21 protein-coding genes and 1 pseudogene are annotated in these 21,228 nt (G+C 60.1%); 5 read left to right on the plus strand and 17 right to left on the minus strand.

The window, feature by feature from the left end; translation table 11 throughout:
• Positions 1–2: 2 nt before the first annotated feature.
• The 5 genes from kdpA to BMY73_RS02255 form a co-directional block, all read right to left on the minus strand.
• Positions 3–1,697 carry a potassium-transporting ATPase subunit KdpA gene (gene kdpA, locus BMY73_RS02235; RefSeq protein WP_092404769.1) on the minus strand — a complete coding sequence of 565 codons (1,695 nt, stop codon included), beginning with the start codon at positions 1,695–1,697 and terminating at the stop codon, positions 3–5.
• A 5-nt stretch (positions 1,698–1,702) separates the two neighbouring features.
• Positions 1,703–1,798, minus strand: coding sequence for a K(+)-transporting ATPase subunit F (gene kdpF / locus BMY73_RS02240; protein ID WP_037009437.1), 96 nt, complete (start codon positions 1,796–1,798; stop codon positions 1,703–1,705).
• A 325-nt stretch (positions 1,799–2,123) separates the two neighbouring features.
• Positions 2,124–2,963 (minus strand): MBL fold metallo-hydrolase, encoded by an 840-nt coding sequence (locus BMY73_RS02245; protein WP_062381148.1) that lies wholly within the window; start codon positions 2,961–2,963, stop codon positions 2,124–2,126.
• A 21-nt stretch (positions 2,964–2,984) separates the two neighbouring features.
• Positions 2,985–3,116: a hypothetical protein gene (locus tag BMY73_RS28480; RefSeq protein ID WP_256570788.1), complete on the minus strand. Its 132-nt coding sequence runs from the start codon at positions 3,114–3,116 to the stop codon at positions 2,985–2,987.
• Positions 3,109–3,669 (minus strand): hypothetical protein, encoded by a 561-nt coding sequence (locus BMY73_RS02255; protein ID WP_062381145.1) that lies wholly within the window; start codon positions 3,667–3,669, stop codon positions 3,109–3,111. The genes BMY73_RS28480 and BMY73_RS02255 overlap by 8 nt, the downstream gene beginning before the upstream one ends.
• Positions 3,670–3,828: 159 nt before the next feature.
• Between BMY73_RS02255 and BMY73_RS02260 the strand changes: the two genes are divergently transcribed.
• A complete protein-coding gene (locus BMY73_RS02260) occupies positions 3,829–4,731 on the plus strand; it encodes a LysR substrate-binding domain-containing protein (protein WP_092404771.1) in 903 nt (300 codons plus the stop codon).
• Between the two features lie 145 nt (positions 4,732–4,876).
• On the opposite strand, the gene BMY73_RS02265 is transcribed toward BMY73_RS02260, so the two are convergent.
• The 8 genes from BMY73_RS02265 to BMY73_RS02300 all read right to left on the minus strand — a co-directional run bounded on the left by BMY73_RS02265 (position 4,877) and on the right by BMY73_RS02300 (position 11,176).
• Complete coding sequence (locus BMY73_RS02265) at positions 4,877–5,929, minus strand: AI-2E family transporter (protein ID WP_092404773.1); 1,053 nt, start codon at positions 5,927–5,929, stop codon at positions 4,877–4,879.
• A 94-nt stretch (positions 5,930–6,023) separates the two neighbouring features.
• Positions 6,024–6,854, minus strand: coding sequence for a DUF4892 domain-containing protein (locus BMY73_RS02270; RefSeq protein ID WP_092404775.1), 831 nt, complete (start codon positions 6,852–6,854; stop codon positions 6,024–6,026).
• Positions 6,855–6,992: 138 nt separating this feature from the next.
• Positions 6,993–7,847: an alpha/beta hydrolase gene (locus BMY73_RS02275; RefSeq protein ID WP_092404777.1), complete on the minus strand. Its 855-nt coding sequence runs from the start codon at positions 7,845–7,847 to the stop codon at positions 6,993–6,995.
• A complete protein-coding gene (locus tag BMY73_RS02280; RefSeq protein WP_062381131.1) occupies positions 7,844–8,677 on the minus strand; it encodes an alpha/beta fold hydrolase in 834 nt (277 codons plus the stop codon). The genes BMY73_RS02275 and BMY73_RS02280 overlap by 4 nt, the downstream gene beginning before the upstream one ends.
• A gap of 113 nt (positions 8,678–8,790) precedes the next feature.
• On the minus strand, positions 8,791–9,234 hold the full coding sequence (locus BMY73_RS02285; RefSeq protein WP_062381129.1) for a hotdog fold thioesterase: 444 nt from the start codon (positions 9,232–9,234) through the stop codon (positions 8,791–8,793).
• 77 nt (positions 9,235–9,311) lie between these two features.
• The gene (sixA, locus tag BMY73_RS02290) at positions 9,312–9,770 is read right to left on the minus strand and encodes a phosphohistidine phosphatase SixA (protein ID WP_092404779.1); all 459 of its coding nucleotides are present in this window, start codon (positions 9,768–9,770) and stop codon (positions 9,312–9,314) included.
• Positions 9,767–10,111, minus strand: coding sequence for a DUF4389 domain-containing protein (locus tag BMY73_RS02295; RefSeq protein WP_092404781.1), 345 nt, complete (start codon positions 10,109–10,111; stop codon positions 9,767–9,769). Before BMY73_RS02295 ends, sixA begins: the two co-directional genes overlap by 4 nt.
• 39 nt (positions 10,112–10,150) lie before the next feature.
• A complete protein-coding gene (locus tag BMY73_RS02300) occupies positions 10,151–11,176 on the minus strand; it encodes an NAD(P)H-dependent glycerol-3-phosphate dehydrogenase (protein ID WP_062381122.1) in 1,026 nt (341 codons plus the stop codon).
• Between the two features lie 304 nt (positions 11,177–11,480).
• Here BMY73_RS02300 and BMY73_RS02305 point away from each other — a divergent pair, with 304 nt between their 5' ends.
• From BMY73_RS02305 to fabB, 3 genes are all read left to right on the plus strand, one after another.
• The gene (locus BMY73_RS02305; RefSeq protein WP_062381120.1) at positions 11,481–13,406 is read left to right on the plus strand and encodes a response regulator; all 1,926 of its coding nucleotides are present in this window, start codon (positions 11,481–11,483) and stop codon (positions 13,404–13,406) included.
• 211 nt (positions 13,407–13,617) lie between these two features.
• The gene (gene fabA, locus BMY73_RS02310) at positions 13,618–14,133 is read left to right on the plus strand and encodes a 3-hydroxyacyl-[acyl-carrier-protein] dehydratase FabA (protein WP_062381118.1); all 516 of its coding nucleotides are present in this window, start codon (positions 13,618–13,620) and stop codon (positions 14,131–14,133) included.
• 10 nt (positions 14,134–14,143) lie between these two features.
• The gene (gene fabB / locus BMY73_RS02315; RefSeq protein WP_062381116.1) at positions 14,144–15,364 is read left to right on the plus strand and encodes a beta-ketoacyl-ACP synthase I; all 1,221 of its coding nucleotides are present in this window, start codon (positions 14,144–14,146) and stop codon (positions 15,362–15,364) included.
• Positions 15,365–15,442: 78 nt separating this feature from the next.
• On the opposite strand, the gene BMY73_RS28700 is transcribed toward fabB, so the two are convergent.
• Positions 15,443–16,306 carry a methyl-accepting chemotaxis protein gene (locus BMY73_RS28700; protein WP_371914943.1) on the minus strand — a complete coding sequence of 288 codons (864 nt, stop codon included), beginning with the start codon at positions 16,304–16,306 and terminating at the stop codon, positions 15,443–15,445.
• Positions 16,301–17,068 (minus strand): annotated as a pseudogene (locus BMY73_RS28705) (MCP four helix bundle domain-containing protein); the annotation flags it as partial. The pseudogene BMY73_RS28705 and the gene BMY73_RS28700, both read right to left, overlap by 6 nt.
• A gap of 203 nt (positions 17,069–17,271) precedes the next feature.
• Here BMY73_RS28705 and BMY73_RS02325 point away from each other — a divergent pair.
• Positions 17,272–18,135 (plus strand): pirin family protein, encoded by an 864-nt coding sequence (locus BMY73_RS02325; RefSeq protein WP_062381227.1) that lies wholly within the window; start codon positions 17,272–17,274, stop codon positions 18,133–18,135.
• A gap of 107 nt (positions 18,136–18,242) precedes the next feature.
• Here the strand turns inward: BMY73_RS02325 and BMY73_RS02330 are convergent, their stop codons facing one another.
• Positions 18,243–18,968, minus strand: a complete 726-nt coding sequence (locus tag BMY73_RS02330) for a dienelactone hydrolase family protein (protein WP_092404785.1) — start codon at positions 18,966–18,968, stop codon at positions 18,243–18,245.
• A gap of 78 nt (positions 18,969–19,046) precedes the next feature.
• Positions 19,047–20,951: a molecular chaperone HtpG gene (gene htpG / locus BMY73_RS02335; RefSeq protein WP_092405119.1), complete on the minus strand. Its 1,905-nt coding sequence runs from the start codon at positions 20,949–20,951 to the stop codon at positions 19,047–19,049.
• Positions 20,952–21,228: the final 277 nt, after the last annotated feature.

A 21,228-nucleotide genomic window follows, 5' to 3' on the forward strand; every position in this document is an offset into this window, starting at 1 on the left:
CCTCAGAAGCCCAGGCTCAAGTGTTCGGCAATCGGGCCCAACGCCAGGGTCGGCAGGAACGTCAGGCCGCCCACCAACAAAATGGTCACGGTCAGGAGTGTGACGAACAGCGGGCCGTGGGTCGGGAAGCTGTTCAGGCCAAGCGGCGAGGTTTTCTTGGCCGCCAGACTGCCCGCCAATGCCAGGACCGGCAGGATGTACCCGAAGCGTCCGATGAACATCGACAAGCCGAGCATCAGGTTATGGAACACGGTGTTGGCGCTGAAACCGCCGAACGCCGAGCCGTTGTTCGCAGTGGCCGAGGTGTAGGCGTACAGCAGTTGGCTGAAACCGTGAGGCCCAGGGTTGCTGACTGCGCCAGCCGGGCCAGGCAGGGATGCGGCCAGCGCGCCGAACACCAGCACGCCGACGGGCATCACGATCAGCGTCGCGACCAACAATTTCACTTCTCGCGCCTGCAACTTTTTGCCGAGGTATTCCGGGGTGCGCCCGATCATCAATCCGGCGAGGAACACGGCGATCAGCACGTTCAACAACATGCCGTAGAGACCCGCGCCGACACCGCCGAAGATCACTTCACCGACCATCATGTTGGCCAGTGCGACCATGCCGCTCAGCGGGTTCAGGCTGTCGTGCATGCCATTGACCGATCCGTTGGAAGCGGCCGTCGTGGCCGTCGCCCAGAGCACCGTCGCGGTCGTGCCGAAGCGGGTTTCCTTGCCTTCCATCGGCGCGGTCTGTTCCACCGAGGCCATGTTCAGTGCCGGGTTGGGTTGGTATTCAGCCCACAACGCTGTCGCGCCGCCAATCAGGAACAACACAAACATGCAGGCAACGATCGCCCGACTCTGGCGCATGTCCTTGACGTAATGGCCAAAGGTGAAGACCAGCGCCACCGGAATGAGGATGATCGAGACCAGTTCGAAGAGGTTGCTCCAGGCGGTCGGGTTTTCGAATGGATGCGCCGAGTTGACGCCGAAAAAGCCACCTCCGTTGGTGCCCAGTTGCTTGATCGCGATCTGACTGGCCGCCGGCCCCAGCGGGATCGTCTGGTCGGCGCCTTGCAGCGTGACCGCATCAACGTAGTGAGCGAACGTCTGCGGCACGCCCTGCCAGACCAGAAACAGCGCCAGGACGATGCACAAAGGCAGCAGTCCATACAGGGTCGCGCGGGTCATGTCTGCCCAGAAGTTGCCGAGGTGCTGGGTGGAGCGACGGCCTATCCCCCGACAGAAAGCGACCAGCACCGCGATGCCGGTGGCTGCGCTGACGAAGTTCTGCACCGTCAGACCGGCCATCTGGCTCAGGTAACTGAGCGACGCTTCGCCGCTGTAGCTCTGCCAGTTGGTGTTGGTCACGAAGCTCATCGCGGTGTTGAACGCCAGCGACCACTCCATGCCCGGCAAGCCTTGCGGGTTGAGCGGCAAGGCGCCCTGAAACAGCAGGATCGCAAACAGCACGACAAAACCCGCGAGGTTGAACGCCAGCAGGGCCAGGGTGTAGGTTTTCCAGTTCTGCTCAACCTTGGGGTCAACACCCGACAGGCGATAACACACACGCTCCACCGGGCCCATGACCGGCGTCAGAAACGTACGCTTGCCTTCCATGACGTTGTAATAAAAACGGCCCAGCAGCGGCGCGGGCAGCAGGACCAGCGCGAAGAAGGCCAGAATCAGCAGGTAGTCATAACCGTGCATGGCCGTCACTCCTCGACCCGGCCAGCGCGCAGCAGCGCGACCAGCAAGTACACGAACAACCCTGCCGCCAACAGCAGTGACACCCCATCCAGAACGCTCATGAAAAACTCTCCGTCATACGGCGATTGCCGTGTGCGGGAATTGTGGTCACGCCGGGTGTAAAGGAACGAGATCGAGAGAGGGTTCAGGACATAAAGAAAACGTAAAGACTGCTGAATCTGTTGGGCGGGAGGGTGTAAAGAAAGGGTTTACCTGGTCAGCCGGATTGGGGTGTATGGCCCCGCCTGTAGGCGAGCCCCGCTCGGCGCCGACGCCCAGGAGCGCAGCAGCGTGGTCAGCGCCGTCCTTGCGACGACGCGGCCCCGGTGGCAGTCCACGTCGTCTTCAAGTCCGGCCCGGCTGATCCCGGATCATCTCTACCGGGCGCTAAGCCTCATAGCAAATCTCGTAGCGCGTGCCTTTGCGCTTGATGTGCCCGAATCCGAGCTCGCCCAGGTGCATGCCCGCGATAAGCATCTTGTCTGAGCTGACCACATCCAACAGTTTTATCCGTGTTTCGGCGGAGAGGACCGGATCTTGGTCGAATGCAATGGACACGTCGGGACGAGCAATCTGGATCTGCGGGAAATGAACGATGTCCCCCCAAACCAGCAGACTACGATCATCGGATTCGATGCGATAACCGGAATGCCCTGCGGTATGTCCTGGAAGGGAGATGGCACTGATGCCAGGGAGAACGTCGCGATCAGTAAACGTACGCACCTTCTCCCGATACCGATCGAACACCTTCCGAGCAAACAGAAAGTTGCCACGGGCACGCTCACTCGCTCGACTGAGGTTGCCATCATCCTTCCAGAAAGAAACCTCACGCTGCTGGACGACTAACTCTGCATCGGGAAAGGCTGCGCCCCCTGACGAGTCAAGCAGCCCTCCAACATGGTCGGGATGTGCATGGGTCAGAAGGATGGTGTCAATGTCAGAGGGCTGCAGACCCGCCAGTGCGAGATTCGCTATCAACTTTCCACCCCATTGTTTGAACCCGCCGGCTCCCGCGTCGATGAGGATCGTGCGCCCTCTTCCACGCACCAGGTAACAGTTGATGTGGATCGAGGATGGGTCGCTGATGCCTGCGTCCTGCTGCAACCTGGACGCCTCCACAGGATCGATATTGGAGAGAAGATCCAGAGGTGCGCAAAGGTATCCGTCACTGATGGCCATGATCGAAAACTCGCCGATCTGCTGGCCTGGAAAGTTCATCTTGTTCATTGCAGCGCTCCTGGCGCGTCATCAGTTTCGCGCAGAGATGGCGGGGGCTGGATAGCCGAAGCAGCGGATGCGCGCCGTTAGCCGCGTATGGCGCTTTATGACCTCATCCAGTCGCGCCATGAAGGCGTCGATGAAGATCGTCAGGTCAGGCATGTCGGTTCTGCCCCTGCGTCTGGGGCACTGCGCCATTGCCACTCGTCAACTGCGCGGTCATCGGGGCGTAGAGGTGCACGTCCTTAGGAAGGGTTTGCACACTGAGACGGATGGAGCTATCCAGCTTCGCCAGCCACCTGTATTCAGGACATTTCTCCAATGCGACGGCTCGCATCCGATCAGGTTTGAGCCCCATTTCGATGAGCGGCTCGGGACCGACTGCGCTCACGATCAGATAGTCTTCTTTACCGATGGCCGGCGCGCGCTCAAGGCCGCCATAAAGATTGCGGTGCCAATCAGTGATGTGCTGCTGCCAACGAGCGAAATTGCCGCCACCCTTTTGCCGGTACTCCTCGCCCTCAAGCACCGCCAGACCGTCGATCGAGTGCATGGCCAGGTAGACGGGGCAACCCGCGCTCAACGCCTTGAATCGCTGCGAGGTATGAAATCCGCTCACTGAAATGAGCGCGGGTAGCTTTGCCAGACTATAGAAATCATTCCACTGCGCTTCGCTGGCCGGGTCGGCAAAGCTGCACTCAACGGTATAGATCATGGAATCACTCGCTACCGAACCGCTTGTGCGTTCGGCCCTCTTTATTGATATTTCATCATGGTATTTCCTGAGAACCGACCTTAAAAACGATCTTTCGGTATGCTTCAGTGACAAAAAATCAAGCTAAAACCGATCATCCGCTTTAAACCAGGAACGCTCATGCGAAGGAAGATCCCCAGCAGCACCGCATTGATGGCCTTCGAAGTGGCTGCGCGCCACGGCAGCTTCGCGCGTGCGGCAGAGGAACTGTCTCTGACTGAAGGCGCCATCAGTCGCCAGATCGGCAGACTGGAAGCCTTCCTCGGGGTCACGCTGTTCGAGCGGGTCGGCAATCGTGTGCGCCTCCTGCCCAACGGAGAGCGTTACGCGGTGCAGGTTCGCGAATCGCTTGACCGTCTGGATCGGGACAGTCAGTACTTGATGGGGCAGCCGAACGATGGCGCGAGCCTGGACATTGCCACCATCCCGACGTTCGCGATGAGATGGCTCATTCCGCGCTTGGGACGATTCCAGCGCAAGCATCCAAACATTACTGTGCATCTGGCCGAGCGCATGGAGCCCTTTGTCCTGGCCGGGAGCGGATTCGATGCCGCCATCCATTTCGAGCACCCCGCATGGACGGGCATGCGGACTCACCCCCTTTTGCACGAAGTGCTGGTTCCGGTTTGCCATCCTGGACTTCTGACCGGGCGCAAACGAAAAACCGAACTGGACGAATTGCCACGCCTGCACCGACGACAGAACCCCGAAGCCTGGCTTCAGTACTCCCAGGAGACGGGAACCCCGCTGACCCATCCTGCGATGGGTGCGCGCTATGACCTTCATGGGATGTTGATAGAAGCCGCACTGGCCGGTCTCGGTGTTGCGCTAGTACCGCGCCTCTACGTTGAAACCGAACTTGCGTCAGGAAGGCTGGTAGCCCCGTGGCCACAGGGGAAAGCCATCTCCAAAACCTTCTGCCTCATCCTCCCCCAGCCCATCGGATTGAGCAGAGCGCCCATACAAGCATTTGCTCAATGGCTGCTCGACGAAGCGAAGCAGGAAACAACGGTTGACTCGTAGGAAATATCCGTCGCCCATGTGATTGATAAACATGCCGTGGCGGGCTTAGCGTGGTCCAGTGAGGCGCCGCACTGGAGTCATCGTCAAACGAAAAAACCGCCGTTGGACGCGGCCGGACGGCGGTTTTTGAGGTTTCGTCTATCGCCTATTTCGGCAATTGCCGCGCCCGACTGTCCCCCACCCAATCAAGCAACAAGCTGTACGCCACGGCCAGCAATGTAGGACCGATGAACAGACCGATGAAGCCGAACGCCAGCAAGCCGCCAAACACGCCTAACAGCACGATCACCAACGGCAGGTTGCCGCCGCGGCTGATCAAGTAAGGCTTGAGCACGTTGTCGACACCACTGACGATGAAGGTCCCCCAAAGCCCCAGGAAGATCGCCATGCCGTACTCGCCCTTCCAGGCCAGCCAGGCCGTGGCCGGAATCCAGATCAGCGGCGGGCCCATCGGCACCAGACTCAACATGAACGTCACGATGCCCAGTACCAGCGCACCCGGCACGCCGGCAATCAGGAAACCGATCAGCGCCAGCACCGCCTGAGCGGCCGCCGTGCCGATGACCCCGTTGACCACGCGCTGTACGGTCCCGGCCACCAGATCGACGTAGTACTGCGCGCGATCACCGATCAGCCGTTCCAGCAGGCTGAGCACAAACGCCGCCAGGCGCGGCCCGTCACGATAGAAGAAGAACACAAACACCAGACTCAGGGTCAGCTCGAGAATGCCGCCGCCAATCTGCGCGCTGCGCGCCAGCAGCCAGTTACCGACCTGTCCCAGATACGGTTTGATACTGGCCAGCATCGCGGCGCCCTGCTGATCGATCGTGGTCCAGTAACCCACCAGCCGCTCACCGAAGAAGGGAACGCTACCCAGCCAGAGCGGTGGATCCGGCAGCCCGTCGACCTGCACGTCTTTCACGAACGCGGTGGCGTCGCGCACGTGATCCGCCAGGTTGAAGCCCAGCCACACCAAGGGTGCGGCCACCAACAGCATCCATCCCAGCGTCAGGATGCCTGCCGCCAGCGATTCGCGTCCTTTGAGTGCGCGCGTCAGCAGGCGCATCAGTGGCCAACTGGCAAAGGCCAGTACCGCGCCCCAGAACAGCGCGGACCAGAAAGGCGCCATTACCCACAAACACGCACCGAGCAACGCCAGCAGCAGAATCTGCACCAACAGGCGATCGTTATTGAGCATGGATTATTCCGCAGATGAAGGAGTCGAGGTCATGAGCATAACGGCGAACCTTGCGGCTCGCCCGTTGCGCTGAAAGCTTCCGATAGAGCGCGTCTCAGCGAATCAGTTCAAGGGTCAATCCCGGCGTTTGTGCGCTGCCGGCTTCCAGACGCGCCGCGCGAACGCCCTTGCCGACCAGCGCATTGCGCCAGGCATCGCTTTGCGCCCCGGACAGTGTCACGCGAATCGTGCTGTCCAGGTTCAGTCCACGAGATAACAGGGTGACCCAAGGCTCGGCGGGTGCGCCAGTGAGCATGGGCAGGTTCAGATCGCCTGAGCTTTTCAGCTCTCGTAGCAGGGTCGCCGAGGTGGGCAACAACTCCCCGAGCGGCGCACCGGCCTGAAATTGCTCGACATGCAGATAGGCCCGGCGATTGCCCCGCGTGATGCTGTACAACGCGACCAGCATGTCGTTATCCGGCGCGGCAAGGCGCAGCAGTAAATAGGCCTGTCCGCTGTCGGCACCGTAGAGCCTCGAGTTACCGAACACCTCATTGGCCCACAGGCTGCTTTCGCCACAATCGCGCGCCTGACACCAGAACAACAGCTGTGCATTTTGCTTCTGCAACGCTTCACGGGCAGCGGTAAATGCCTCGCTGGCGGAGCGCTCAGGCGGTAACTCATAGGTCACGGAGGTGGCATTGCCCCGCGACGAGACCTGGCCGTCGAAGCGCAACTGGCCGCTGATCTTGCGAATGGCGCCCATGGGATAGATGCGTTCAAGTTCGGCGGCTGGCCGGTAATCGACGATCTCGGCATCCGTCGGTCGTGGCAGATTGGCAAAGTCCTGGCTGCCCGCGACATCCGCCGCCTGACTGACACTGGCATAACCAGACAGGCACAGCAGCAACCCCAGAGCACGTGGTAGATGCATGGAAGCGCTCATGGGGTGGACATCGGAGGGCAAATGAATGCCACACAACTGTGCGGCGTGCGGAAAGGCGAAATCGGCGGGCGTGAGCAGTGGTCCATCATGCAGTCTCCTGTTTCAACCCGCCCAGCCTCGACAGTTGCGCTTCGCAAGTCAAGGAACGGCGAAGAACCGATTGAAACAGTCTGCGACAGCGGACGCACCCGCTTCGTCATTGAGGTGCAGATGATGCCCGCCCGGCAGTACAGTCACCTCGAACGGCACACTCGCCAGCAGCGCTTTGTTCTGCGCCAGCATGCCGTCCTCCGCCACCACCAACTGCGCGGGACAGCGAATCGCATTGACGAAGGACATTGCCTGAGCACGGGTCAGGCGCAGCGCCGACGCCAGGGTCAGTCGGCTGTCGCTGCGCCAGGTATAACCGCCAGGCACCGGCATCAAGCCGCGCTGAGCCAACAACTCGGCGGCCTCCCGGCTGACAGCAACGACGCCTTTCATCCGCGCCTCGACCGCCCGGTCCATGTCCGCATAGACCGGTTTGCGCTTGCTCGATTGTGTCAGTTGCGCCTCCAGGGCCGCGCCCATGCGCTCGGCAGCGCCTTCGGGCTCGCCCTGCGGCGGAATCAGTCCATCGATCAAGGCCAGACGATGGATTCGATCAGGCAATGCTCCCGCGACGATCACTGAAACGATGGCACCCAATGAGTGCCCGAGCAGCGAAAACGTCTCCCAGCCCATTTGCCGAGCCACCTGCAACACGTCGTGAGCGTAGTCCGGCAGACTGTAGCCGGCGCCTGCGGGGCGATGGTCGGAGTGACCGTGGCCTGCCATGTCAAGCGCCAGAATCCGCAAGCCCGTCAGCTTGGGTGCCAGGCGCGCAAAGCTGTTGGCGTTATCAAGCCAGCCGTGCAAGGCAATGACCGGAAGGCCGTCCTGCGGCCCGAACAAATGCGCTGCCAGCTCGATGTGCGGCAGCGTCAAACGCACTTCTTCGACAGAACAGCTCATGCGCTGGCTCGCGGGCGTGCCAGCAGATCGTTGGCGGCGTATTGGCGAGCGGACCAGCGGGAGAACAGGTCCTTGAGCATCTGCGCGGTGTCCTCCGGGTGTTCGAGCGGGAACATGTGCCCGCCCGGCACCGAAAGATACTCGCCTTCACGCATGCTTTTCACCGACATCGCGTGATGCCGTCGCACCACGTCGCTGTGCTCGCCACGCACCATCGCCAGTGGCACGCGCAAATGACGCGCCATCCCCGGACTGGTGTGCGGCACACTGCGATAGATGCTGATCTCGGTGGCCGGATCGAAACGCAGCCGCAACTGCTCGCCATCGGGTTGCAAACCGTGCAGCAGATAGGCTTCAAAACATTCAGGGTCGAAACGACGGAAGAGATTTTTCCCGGAGAAGTAACGGCGCGCGGCGTCCAGATCACTGAACACTTCACGGCGTCCAAGGGTACGTCCGGCCGGCGTGATGCGGTCAATGAAGCCGAAGCGCTTGGCGGCACGGATCATCCATTGGTCGAAACGGGTCAGAACGGGAGAGTCGAGCATGACCACGCCCCGGTACAACTCGGGATGACGCAAAGCGGCATGGTAATGCAGCACACCGCCAAGCGAATGCCCGACGCCCCACACCGGCTGCGGCTGTTCGCGCAAGTGGTGCACCAGTTCATCGACCAGATTGGGCCAGTTATCCGTTACCGGAAAACGCGGGTCATGGGCGTGCTGCTCCAGGTGCGTTACCTGAAATTCATCACCCAGCGCAGCGAACAGCTTGCCGTAGGTCGCGGAAGGGAAACCATTGGCGTGAGCGAAAAACACAGGTTGGGTCATGCCGGCGCATCCAGAGAACCTTGAGCAGGCTGCCATTGTGCGCACCCGGCGAATGACGCGGCAATGACCGTAACTGCCATCGGTGATGACACTCCGGTCATAAGCTCGCCCGGTCAGCGTGCGGGCGGCTGCTCGCCATGAGGAACGACTGCGACGGTCAGACGTGAAATGCAGCTGGCCTTGCCTTCGTCACTGGTCAGGCGGATGTCCCAGACATGGGTGGTGCGACCGATGTGTACCGGGTGCGCCACCGCCGTCACCCGACCGCTGCGCAGCCCGCGCAGGTGGTTGGCGTTGATTTCCAGCCCGACGCAGAAATATTTGCGGGTGTCGATGACCAGGTAGCTGGCCGACGAGCCGACGGTTTCCGCCAACACCACCGATGCGCCGCCGTGCAGCAATCCGTAAGGCTGATGCGTGCGATGATCGACCACCATGCTGGCGGTCAGGGATTGGTCGTCGAACGACTCGAAACGGATATCCAGCACCTCACCGATGGTGTTTTTCTGCATCGCGTTGAGGGCGTCGAGGTCGGGTGTTTCGCGCCATAGGGCCATGGTTTTTCCTTATTGTTGGAGGCACCTGTGCCGGTGCCATGGATTCAAAAGCTGGCGGGGAAATGAGGCGAGCGCTTCTACCCCGGATGCCGAACCCTTATCAGCTCCATCGCTCCCGCCAGCGGAAAATCTGCGTCAAGCTCGGCCAAGCTGGCGGTGTGCATGGGCTCTGGGGTTTGCAGGCTGCCATGCACGGCCAGCCCGATCAATGACCCCACCAGCGGCTGATGACTGACGAGCAAGACATCGTCCGAGGCATACAGGTCGAGGTTGGACAGCGCCTTGCGCGGGTCGCTGTCCGGGGTCAGCCAGGGCACGGTCACCACCGCATCGGCAAACCCCAGCGCCTGGCGCACCAGTTCAGCGGTCTGCTGCGCGCGCACATAAGGGCTCGCGATGATCCAGCGCAGCGGCTGGCCCAGCAGATGCGCCGCACTGCTCAGGACTTCTTCACGACCATTGTCCGTCAGTTCACGTTCAGCGTCCGTGCGAGCCCGGTTCTGAGCCTCGCCGTGACGCAGAATCCACACCTTCATAGCTTCGGTTCCTCATCGCGAACCGGGTGCGCGGCGGCAGGAACGGTATGCGGTGCTTCACCTTCCGGCGGGCGCGGCGCAGGCCAGTCGGCAAACGGCCAGGGCTTTTGATCGGTGTGGAAGGTGCCGAAACGACCGATCTGCGCCAGAAACTGGCTCAGGCTGTCACCGAAAGACATCAGGCTCAGGCTGGGGGCGCCATAGAACAGCCGGTAGGCCAGTTGCACCAGCACCACGACCGCCAGCACAATCTCGGCCACCTGCCAGACCACCAGAAACACTACCATCCAGAGGATGCGCAGCAGAATCGATTCGTGTTGCTTGAGTTTTGACGCGTTCAAGGGCTTCTCCATGAAAGGGAAAACGAAGGTGCAACCAGATCAGTTGAACCCACTGGTCGAGATAAAATCGACGTCGGTTTTAGGTTCCGCCCGCATCAACAGCTCGATGACCTGCTCCAGCGTGCGGCCTTCGAACAGAATGGCATGCAGCCCCGCGACCAGCGGCATGTAGACCTGCAATTCCTGCGCCTTGGCTTTGAGCACTTTAAGCGTATTGACCCCTTCTGCTACTTCACCCAGGCGCGTCACCGCCTCCTCCAGGCTCAAGCCCTGCCCCAACGCAAACCCCACCTGATAATTCCGGCTTTTCGGCGACGAGCAGGTCACGATCAGATCGCCCACACCGGCAAGGCCCAGGAAAGTCATCGGATTGGCGCCCTGGCTGACCGCGAAACGGGTCATCTCCGCCAGCGCGCGGGTGATCAACATGCTTTTGGTGTTCTCGCCCATTCCGAGCGCCACGGCCATTCCAGAAATAATGGCATAGACGTTCTTCAGCGCTCCGCCCAGCTCCACGCCAAACCGGTCGGCGCTGGCATACACGCGGAAAGTGCGGCCATGCAGCGCCGCCTGTACCTGCCGGCAAAGGTCCTCGTCTTCGCTGGCAACCACCGTGGCGGTCAGCGCGTGCTCGGCGATTTCCCGCGCCAGGTTGGGTCCGGACAGCACACCGATGCGCGCTTGCGGCGCGATGTCTTCGAGAATCTCGCTCATCAGCTTGAAGGTCTGGGCTTCGATGCCTTTGGTCAGGCTGACCAGCATCTTGCCCGTCAGCCGATCGACATGCGGTGTCAACACGCTGCGCAACGCGCTGGAGGGCAATGCAACGAATATCAGTTCGCTGTCGCTCAGCGCACGCTGCAGGTCGGTGACCGGCTCAACCCCTTCCAGCACTTTGATGCCCTTGAGGTAGCGCGGATTCTCGCGGTTGACACGGATCGCTTCCGCCTGATCGGGATCACGCATCCACTGCAGGACCCGGTGGCCATTCTCGGCCAGCAGGTTGGCCACGGCCGTCCCGAAGCTGCCACCACCCAGAACTGTGATCGGTTGCTGTTGGGTCATAAAACAATCCATCTGGAGCCATCAGAACTGGCGATGGCTGCATTATACGGAGCGCCCGGCTCGCCACCAGCGGCAAAACACGACGGCAGCACGCCTTTCGCCGAAGGCCTACTCTTCACAATGAAATTACCTACAGCTCGGTTAAGATGCGCGCCTCGGATGAAAATTCCGCTGCCCATCCGATGAGCTATTGTTAGGTCGCTTCCCGATGAGATTCGATTCCATGGCACAGCCATGCACCTGCATCCCTTCTTTCGCGTGAGCAGTGACACATGAAGCAGCTCATGACAGACGGACTCAAGCCATGACGGCCCAACGTGGCTGGAACATCAGCACGCGCACCCAAATTCTCAGTCTGGGCCCCGCCCTGCTCCTGACATTGTTGTTGATCAGCTTCTTTACCGTAGTCCGTATTCAGGACCTGCGTCAGGAGCTCAATCATACCGGGCAGTTAATCGCGAATCAGTTGGCCCCCGCGTCCGAATATGGCGTGATCATGGCCAACAATGACGTCCTCGAAAGCCTGATGAAGGCCACCATGAGCACGCCCCATGTGCGCTTCCTCGAGGTTCAGGACAACACCGGAAACGTGCTGGTACACGTCGAGCAAGCCCCCGACGGGACGCACACTCGGCAGATGGAAATCTTTCAGGCGCCCATCCGCCTGCAACACGTCAAGCAGAACAGCGATCGCCTGTACGACAGCGACGACATGGCCAGCGTCCCCATCGAAGACTACCTGGGGCGGGTTCTGGTGGGCATGTCCAGCGAGGCGTTCAACCTGCGCGAACAGGAAATCCTGTTGAAGGCCGGAGTTCTTGCGCTGTTCGCCCTCCTCTTCACCTACATCCTGGCAAGACGCTTGTCCCTCAGCCTGTCCCAGCCCATCAGTGCCATGAGCGATGCGGTCAAGGCCATCCAGCACGGCGACTACACCACCCCCCTGCCGGTCGCCGACGACGCAGAACTGGGCGATCTTGCCCGCCACATCAACAATTTGGCACTGGGCCTGGAGAAAGCCAGCCGAGAACAGAAACAAGCGATGGACGAGTTGATCAGAACCCGCGAAGAAGCGGAGCGGGCCAACAGCGCCAAGTCCGAGTTTCTGGCAATGATGAGCCATGAACTGCGCACGCCCATGAATGGAGTGCTGGGCATGCTGCAGTTGATGGAAACGACAAAGATGACGGAGGAGCAGGCCGAATACGCGGCATTGGCCACTGAATCCACCGAGCACCTGCTGCGGGTCATCAACGACATCCTCGACTTCTCCCGCTTCGAGCGCGACGCACTGGAGCTGGAAAACATTTCGTTCAACCTGGCCGACCTGATTGCGACCTCGGTTCAGGCGTTCTCCCACAACGCACAACAGCGTGGTCTGGCGCTTGAGCTGGATTTGCAGCCGGGGCTGGACCTGCTGCGGGTCAAGGGTGACCCGACCCGTATCCGCCAGATTCTGGTCAACCTGATCGGCAACGCGCTGAAATTCACCGAGTTCGGCAGCGTGCGGGTCGAAACCGCCTGGCGTCAGAGTGACGCGCAACACATCCTCTTTACCTGCGCGGTGCGCGACAGCGGCATCGGTATTTCTCCAGAACTGCTGGAATCCATGTTCGACGCGTTCCAGCAGGCCGACAACTCCATTTCAAGGCGCTACGGCGGAACCGGGTTGGGCCTGCCGATCGCGCGCAATCTCGCGGAACGGATGGGCGGATCGCTCTACGCACAAAGCAGCGAGGGACTGGGCTCGGTGTTTTACCTGGAGATTCCGCTGCAACAGGTTCAGCAGGAAGACCCTCTGCCACCACCGGGTGCGGTGGGCGAACTGCCGCAGGAGCGCGATGGTTGCGTGCTGCTGGTCGAAGACAACCCGGTCAACCGCACGGTGGTCGAAGCCATGTTGCGCAGCCTCGGTCTGCAGGTGAGCGTGGCGGGAGATGGCGCACAGGCCGTGAGCATGGCCAGCAAGGAAAAATACGCGTTGATCCTGATGGATTGTCGCCTGCCAGTCATGGACGGCTACGAGGCGACCCGCAGAATTCGCCAGCTTCCAGGGCTTGAAACGTTACCGATCATCGCCCTGACCGCCAACGCCCGGCACGGAGATCGCGACATCTGCCTGCAGGCAGGCATGAACGATTACCTCGCCAAACCGTTCAAACGTACTGATTTACAGCAGGTTTTACAGCGTTGGCTGACCTTTAAGGCATCTGCGACTGGCGATAAATGATAAATTGCGGCAGTCTTGTGTGCCGTGATCGAACTGCGCCGACGCGCGGACGGAAAATTTCAGTGCACAGGTGTACATTCATTTCACCCGTGCTGTGACTTTCATTACAACGCAATAGTCTATGAGTAGGCTGCCAGCTGAGGAATGACCCGCTGGTCAGATTGGGTAAGCATTGCCACACCCTGCCGCACAGGATTATCGAGGAGCTCGCATGACCAAACAAAACGCCTTTACCCGGGAAGACCTGCTGCGCTGCAGTCGCGGTGAGCTGTTCGGCCCAGGTAACGCGCAACTGCCCGCCCCCAATATGCTGATGGTTGATCGCATCACCCACATCAGTCAGGAAGGCGGCAAGTTCGGCAAAGGTGAATTGGTCGCCGAACTGGATATCACGCCGGACCTGTGGTTCTTCGCCTGTCACTTCGAAGGTGATCCGGTCATGCCCGGTTGCCTGGGTCTGGACGCCATGTGGCAGCTGGTCGGTTTCTTCCTGGGCTGGCAAGGCCTGCCGGGCCGCGGCCGTGCGCTGGGATCGGGCGAAGTGAAATTCTTCGGCCAGGTGCTGCCGACCGCTCGCAAAGTGACTTACAACATTCACATCAAGCGCGTCCTCAAAGGCAAGCTGAACATGGCCATCGCCGATGGTTCGGTCAGCGTGGACGGCCGCGAAATCTACACCGCCGAAGGCCTCCGGGTCGGCGTATTCACCTCCACTGACAATTTCTAAGGGTATTCGCATGCGCCGCGTCGTTATCACTGGTCTGGGCATTGTTTCCTGCTTGGGCAATGACAAAGACACCGTTTCCGCCAATCTGCGTGCAAGCCGCCCTGGCATCCGTTTCAACCCGGAATACGCCGAAATGGGTTTGCGCAGCCAGGTGTCGGGCTCCATCGACCTTAATCTCGAAGAGCTGATCGACCGCAAGATCTACCGCTTCGTCGGTCACGCTGCGGCCTATGCCTATCTGGCCATGAAAGATGCGGTCGCCGACTCCGGTCTGACCGAAGAGCAGGTTTCCAACCCCCGTACCGGCCTGATCGCAGGCTCCGGCGGCGCGTCGACCCTGAACCAGATGGAAGCGCTGGACATTCTGCGTGAGAAAGGCGTCAAGCGCGTCGGTCCGTACCGCGTGACCCGCACCATGAGCAGCACTGTTTCGGCCTGCCTTGCGACGCCATTCAAGATCAAGGGCCTGAACTATTCCATCGCCTCTGCCTGCGCCACCAGTGCTCACTGCATCGGTACCGCCATGGAACAGATCCAGATGGGTAAACAGGACATCGTGTTCGCCGGTGGCGGCGAAGAAGAGCACTGGAGCCAGTCTTTCCTGTTCGACGCCATGGGCGCACTGTCGAGCAAGCGTAACGAAACCCCTGAACAGGCTTCGCGTGCTTACGACGCAGACCGTGACGGCTTCGTCATCGCGGGCGGTGGCGGGATGGTCGTGGTCGAAGAGCTGGAACACGCTCTGGCCCGTGGCGCGAAGATCTACGCCGAACTGGTTGGCTACGGCGCGACCTCCGACGGCTACGACATGGTCGCCCCAAGTGGCGAAGGCGCCATCCGCTGCATGCAGCAAGCGCTGTCCACTGTCGACGGCAAGATTGACTACCTGAACACCCACGGCACCTCGACCCCGGTCGGCGATGTCGCGGAAATGAAAGGTGTGCGTGAAGTCTTCGGCGACAACGCCCCGGCCATCAGTTCCACCAAGAGCCTGTCCGGTCACTCACTGGGCGCTGCGGGTGTACACGAAGCGATCTACTGCATGCTGATGATGGAAGGTAACTTCATGGCGGGCTCCGCCAACATCGACGTGCTGGACCCGGAAGTCGCTGACCTGCCGATCCTGACCAAGACTCGCGAAAACGCCGAGATCAACCTGGTCATGAGCAACAGCTTCGGTTTCGGTGGCACCAATGCCACGCTGGTGATGAAGCGCTGGACCGGCAAGTAATACGAAAACGGTCCACTGCAACATGAAAAAAGGCGCCTTGCGAGGCGCCTTTTTTATTGGCCGGATCCTGACGCGTACTTACACCGAAAACGCCGCGACCATCGTGTTCAGGTCCGTCGCCAGTCGCGACAGGTCATGACTCGCGGCACTGGTCTGATTCGCGCCGGCCGAACTTTGCAAGGCCAGATCACGGATGTTGGTGAGGTTCCGGTCGACTTCTCGTGCCACTTGCGCCTGCTCTTCGGACGCACTGGCAATCACGGTATTGCGCTCGGTAATCAGGGTAATGGCCGCAGCGATCTCGTCGAGCGCCACCCCGGCGGACTGGGCCAGTTCAAGTGTCGAGCTGGCACGGCTGTTGCTCCCTTGCATGGCCTCCACGGCCTGATCCGTGCCTTGGCGAATATCACTGACCAGCAGCTCGATTTCCTGAGTCGAGGATTGTGTACGATGCGCAAGCGCCCGAACCTCGTCTGCGACCACGGCAAAGCCACGGCCCGCCTCGCCCGCACGCGCGGCCTCGATGGCGGCATTGAGCGCCAGCAGGTTGGTTTGCTCGGCCACCGACCGGATCACGTCCAGCACCTTGGTAATGCCGTAGACCTTCTGCGCCAACACACCGACCTGGTCGCTGGTCTGCGTGACGTCCTGCGCCAGATGATGGATCGACGCGACCGTTTCCTGAACCTGCTGACGCCCGCGCCTGGCGATACGCTCTGACTCGTCCGAGGCCTGCGACGTGGCAACCGCATTGCGCGCCACCTCTTCAACCGCAGCGGTCATCTGATTCACCGCGGTGGCGGCCTGATCGATCTCCAGGCTTTGCTGATGCAACCCGCGGGTGGAATCTTCAGTCACCGTGCTCAGCTCTTCCGACGCAGAGGCCAACTGACTGGACGAGTCGGAAATACGCAGAATCGTTCGCCGCAGACTCAACTGCATGGCCTTCAGCGCTTCGAGCAGTCGCGCAGGCTCATCACGCCCCTGGACGCTGATGTCGGCGGTCAGGTCGCCGGCAGCGATCACCTGAGCGATACCCAACGCCTGCGCCAGTGGCCGAACGATACTGCGTGTAAGCCCCCATGCGAGCACCAGCGTGATCACCGCCGTGAGCAGAATCATGACCATGACCCAGATCCGGGCGTTGCCAAACACCACCTGCGCGAGGTCGGCCGCTTCAGCAGCGCCTTTCTTGTTGAGGGTGGTCAGTTCGTTAAGCGCCTGGGTCATCTGGTCGGCGTATTGATTCATCTCGCCGTTGACGACTTGCGAAGCATCCTCCAGCTGCCCCTGCCGGGAAAGCTCCATCACGCGGGTCTGGCGCTGAAAGTAGGCCTGCTTCGCGGTGGCGAAGTCTTGATGGAGTTCACGTTCCCGAGGCGACTCAATCAAGGCGATATAGCGTTGCTCCGTTGCTTGTAAGCCAGTCTTGAGATGATCGATCTTGCCGTAATTCTCCCGCAGCGCGTCCTCGCTGCGGTTGAGCATAAGGCGCAGGGTCAAGGTTCTGATCCGCATGAGGTCCTGCCCCATCGTGCCCAACTCCATCACGCTCGGCAGCCACTTGTTTTCCACCCGATCCGACTGCTTGCGCATGCTGGACATCTGCAGCAAGGCGAACGCCCCCAGCCCGAAAACCAGCAGCGCCAGCACACCGAAGCCAAGCGCAGCCCGGGGAGCGATATTCATGTTTCTGACGGTCATAGCGAATCCCTTCCCAAAACCCTGCGCTGAAAAAGAGCAGTCGGTTGTCGTTCCAGCTATCGGCAGGAGTCACCAAAATCTGTAGGACAATTCCTTCACAAGAGCATCAAATTTCCAGGACCCTGGGTATACCCAGCACAGACGATCCAGACACAGGAGGTTATGCTCCCTATCCTGTGACCACGATCCCCGAGAACCCAGTCATGCTAACCATCAAACCCCGCGCGGAAGACGTCGAAGGCCAGCCGATTCTGCGCCCGCTGCCGTCCGCCCAATGCCGCAGCGTCGGACCGTTCGTGTTCTTCGACCACATGCTGGAAGCGACCTACGAACCGCACCACGGCATGGACATCCGACAACATCCCCACATCGGCTTGTCGACCCTGACGTACCTGTTTGAGGGTCAGATCCAGCACAAGGACAGCCTGGGCAGTGATCAACATGTCATGCCCGGCGACGTCAGTTGGATGACCGCCGGGAGCGCGATTGCGCATATCGAACGTACGCCGCAGGCACTGTTTGATAGCGGTTCCCGGCTGCACGGACTTCAAGTCTGGCTGGCCTCGCCGAAAACCCACGAGCAAGGCACTGGGCACTACAGTCATCATCCGGCTGCGACCTTGCCCGTCAGCGACCACATGGGCATCAGCATTCGCATGATCGCAGGCAACGGTTTTTGTCTTGAGTCGCCGGTGCCGGTGTTATCGCCAACGCTGTATGCCGAACTGAAGCTGCAAACTGCGACTACGCTGTTGATCCCGGCTGAACACGAACAACGCGCGCTGTATGTGATCGACGGCGAGGTGCAGCTCAACGGCGAACCGGTGGTGCCGCGCAGCCTGATCGTGCTGGACCCGGACACCGAGCCAACACTGTGTGCGCAAAGCGAATGCCACGCTGTGTTGATCGGGGGCGCTGCCCTGGACGGTCCGCGGAAGATGAACTGGAACTTCGTCGCCAGCGATCCGGCCTTGATCGACCAGGCAAGGGCGAAATGGGCGGCCGGGGACTGGCCGACGGTGCCGGGGGAAGTGGAACGGATTGAGTTGCCGACAGGTAAAAAATAAACCTGATCCATTCAGGATTTAGCTTGCTCGCGATGGCGTCCGTTTACTCATCACATCGGAGAATGACGAACCGCAATCACGAGCAAGCTCGCTCCTACAAAGGTGTATTAGCCCTCAAACACCTCATCCAGCAGGTTATGCATCGCAGTAAACGCACGCTTTGAAACCGTCGGGTTGTACATCTGCACGCCCGGGTTGTTCGCATGGCGGTCGGTAAACGAGTGGAACGCGCCACCATAGCTCAGCAGTTGCCAGTCGACATTGGCCGCGTTCATTTCTGCTTCGAACGCCGGCAACTGCTCTTTCGGCACCAGCGGATCAGAGGCGCCGTGCAGCACCAGAACCTTGCCTGTGATGTTGTTGGCGTCGGCCGGGTTGGTGGTGTCCAGCGTGCCATGGAACGACACGGCAGCTTTCAGCGGCGCGCCGGTGCGGGCCAGCTCCAGCGCACAGCACCCGCCAAAGCAGAAGCCGAACGCCGCAAGTTTCGCCTTGTCCACCGCCGCGAAGGTCTGTGCGGTCAACTGATCGAGCGCCGCCGTCATGCGTTTCTTCAGCAAGGCACGGTCGTTCTTCATGGGCATCATGGCCGCCGCTGCTTCATCACTGTTTGTCGGCCGAACGTTCTGGCCATAAAGGTCCGCCAGCAGCACCACATACCCCTTACCCGCCACCTCTTTGGCGATCTGCTCGGCGTCCTCGCTGATGCCCATCCAGTTAGGTGCCATCACGAGCCCTGGCGCCGCCTTGGCACCTTCACTGAAGACCAGACGACTTTCGTAGCTCTGCCCGTCAATCTGATACACCACGGACTGCACAGTAACGTTGCTCATTGCTGACTCCTGCTGCTGAGAATGAAGGAATACCAAATGACAAAACCCGCCGAAGCGGGTTTTGTCTGCACTCGAATCTTAAACCGACAGTTCTACCAACAACTTGTTCAAACGGCGCACGTAAGCGGCCGGGTCTTTCAAGCTGTCACCGGCGGCCAGCGCTGCCTGATCGAACAGGATGTGCGACAGCTCGCCGAAGCGCTCTTCGCTCTGCTCATTGTCGAGCTTGCCGATCAGCGGATGAGTCGGGTTGAATTCGAAGATCGGCTTGGAATCCGGGACCTTCTGGCCGCTGGCTTCCAGAATCTGACGCATCTGCAGACCCAGGTCCTGTTCGCCGATTGCCAGAATCGCAGGCGAGTCGGTCAGACGGTGCGAAACGCGCACTTCACTGACAGCGTCACCCAACGCGGTTTTCAGACGCTCGATCAAGCCTTCTTTATCCTTGGCCACTTCTTCCTGAGCTTTCTTGTCCTCTTCGGAGTCCAGCTTGCCCAGGTCCAGGTCACCGCGCGCCACGTCAACGAAGCCTTTGCCGTCGAAATCGCTCAAATAGCTCATCAGCCACTCGTCGATGCGATCGGTCAGCAGCAGCACTTCGATGCCCTTCTTGCGGAAGACTTCCAGGTGCGGACTGTTCTTGACCTGCGCGTAGCTTTCGCCCGTGAGGTAATAGATCTTGTCCTGACCTTCCTTGGCACGGGACAGGTACTCGGCCAGCGAAACGCTTTGCTCGCCGCTCTCGTCGGAAGTCGATGCGAAACGCAGCAGACCGGCAATCTTTTCCTTGTTGGCGAAGTCTTCGGCCGGGCCTTCTTTCATGACCTGACCAAAGTTTTTCCAGAAGCCTTTGTATTCTTCCGGTTGGTTCTTCGCCAGTTTTTCCAGCATGTCCAGTACGCGCTTGGTCAGCGCGGACTTCATCGAGTCGATGATCGGGTCTTTCTGCAGGATTTCACGCGAAACGTTCAACGACAGGTCATTGGAGTCAACCACACCCTTGATGAAACGCAGGTACAGCGGCAGGAACGACTCGGCCTGGTCCATGACGAACACGCGCTGCACGTAGAGTTTCAGGCCACGCGGCGCTTCACGCTGATACAGATCGAACGGGGCACGGGCCGGCACATACAGCAACGAGTTGTATTCCAGCTTGCCTTCGACCTTGTTGTGGCTCCAGGCCAGCGGATTCTCGAAATCGTGAGCGATGTGCTTGTAGAACTCCTGGTATTCCTCATCCTTCACTTCCGCGCGAGGACGGGTCCACAGGGCGCTGGCACGGTTGACGGTTTCCCATTCCTGCTCAGGCGCAGGCTCACCTTCGACAGCGACCTGCTCTTTCGGCAGCTCGATTGGCAAGGCAATGTGGTCGGAGTACTTCTTGATGATGTTGCGCAGCCGGTAACCGTCGGCAAATTCGTCTTCACCTTTCTTCAGGTGCAGCACGATACGCGTACCGCGATCAGCCTTTTCCAGGGTCGCGACTTCAAATTCGCCCTCCCCCCTGGAGGACCAGTGGACACCGTCGCTGGCCGGCAGCCCGGCACGACGACTGAACACTTCAACCTGATCGGCGACGATGAAAGCGGAGTAGAAACCCACGCCGAACTGACCGATCAGATGCGAATCCTTCTTCTGATCACCGGTCAGGTTCTTCATGAAATCAGCGGTGCCGGACTTGGCGATGGTCCCCAGGTGGGTGATCACATCTTCGCGGCTCATGCCAATGCCGTTGTCTTCGAGGGTGACAGTCTGAGCGTCCTTGTCGAAGCTCACGCGGATCTTGAGCTCAGCCCCGCCCTCCAGCAATTCGGGCTTGGACAGCGCTTCGAAACGCAGCTTGTCCACGGCGTCCGACGCGTTGGAAATCAGCTCGCGGAGAAAGATCTCCTTGTTCGAATACAGCGAATGGATCATGAGGTGCAGCAGTTGCTTCACCTCGGTCTGGAAGCCCAGGGTTTCCTTTTGAGTTTCCACACTCATGGTCATCAAACTCCAATCAGTCCACACAAATAGGGATAGCCGTCCGATGCTCGGCTGAGGCTGGACGGCGGGTTGTCATCAAGGTGGGGGCTGGGTCGGAGATTTCAAGAGGGTTGGGAGCGTGATCGCTCATTCTTCATTCGCTCTTTAACCGCGCCATCGGGTTGCGCGCGAGAGCGCTTGCAAAATCGTTTAATCCAAAGGATTTGCGTTTCCCGTGCAACGTCAATGAAACAGTTATTTATTTATCACTGTGCAGGACGGAACTAACGGAATA

It is taken from the genome of Pseudomonas sp. NFACC02 (assembly GCF_900110765.1).
GTDB lineage: Bacteria > Pseudomonadota > Gammaproteobacteria > Pseudomonadales > Pseudomonadaceae > Aquipseudomonas.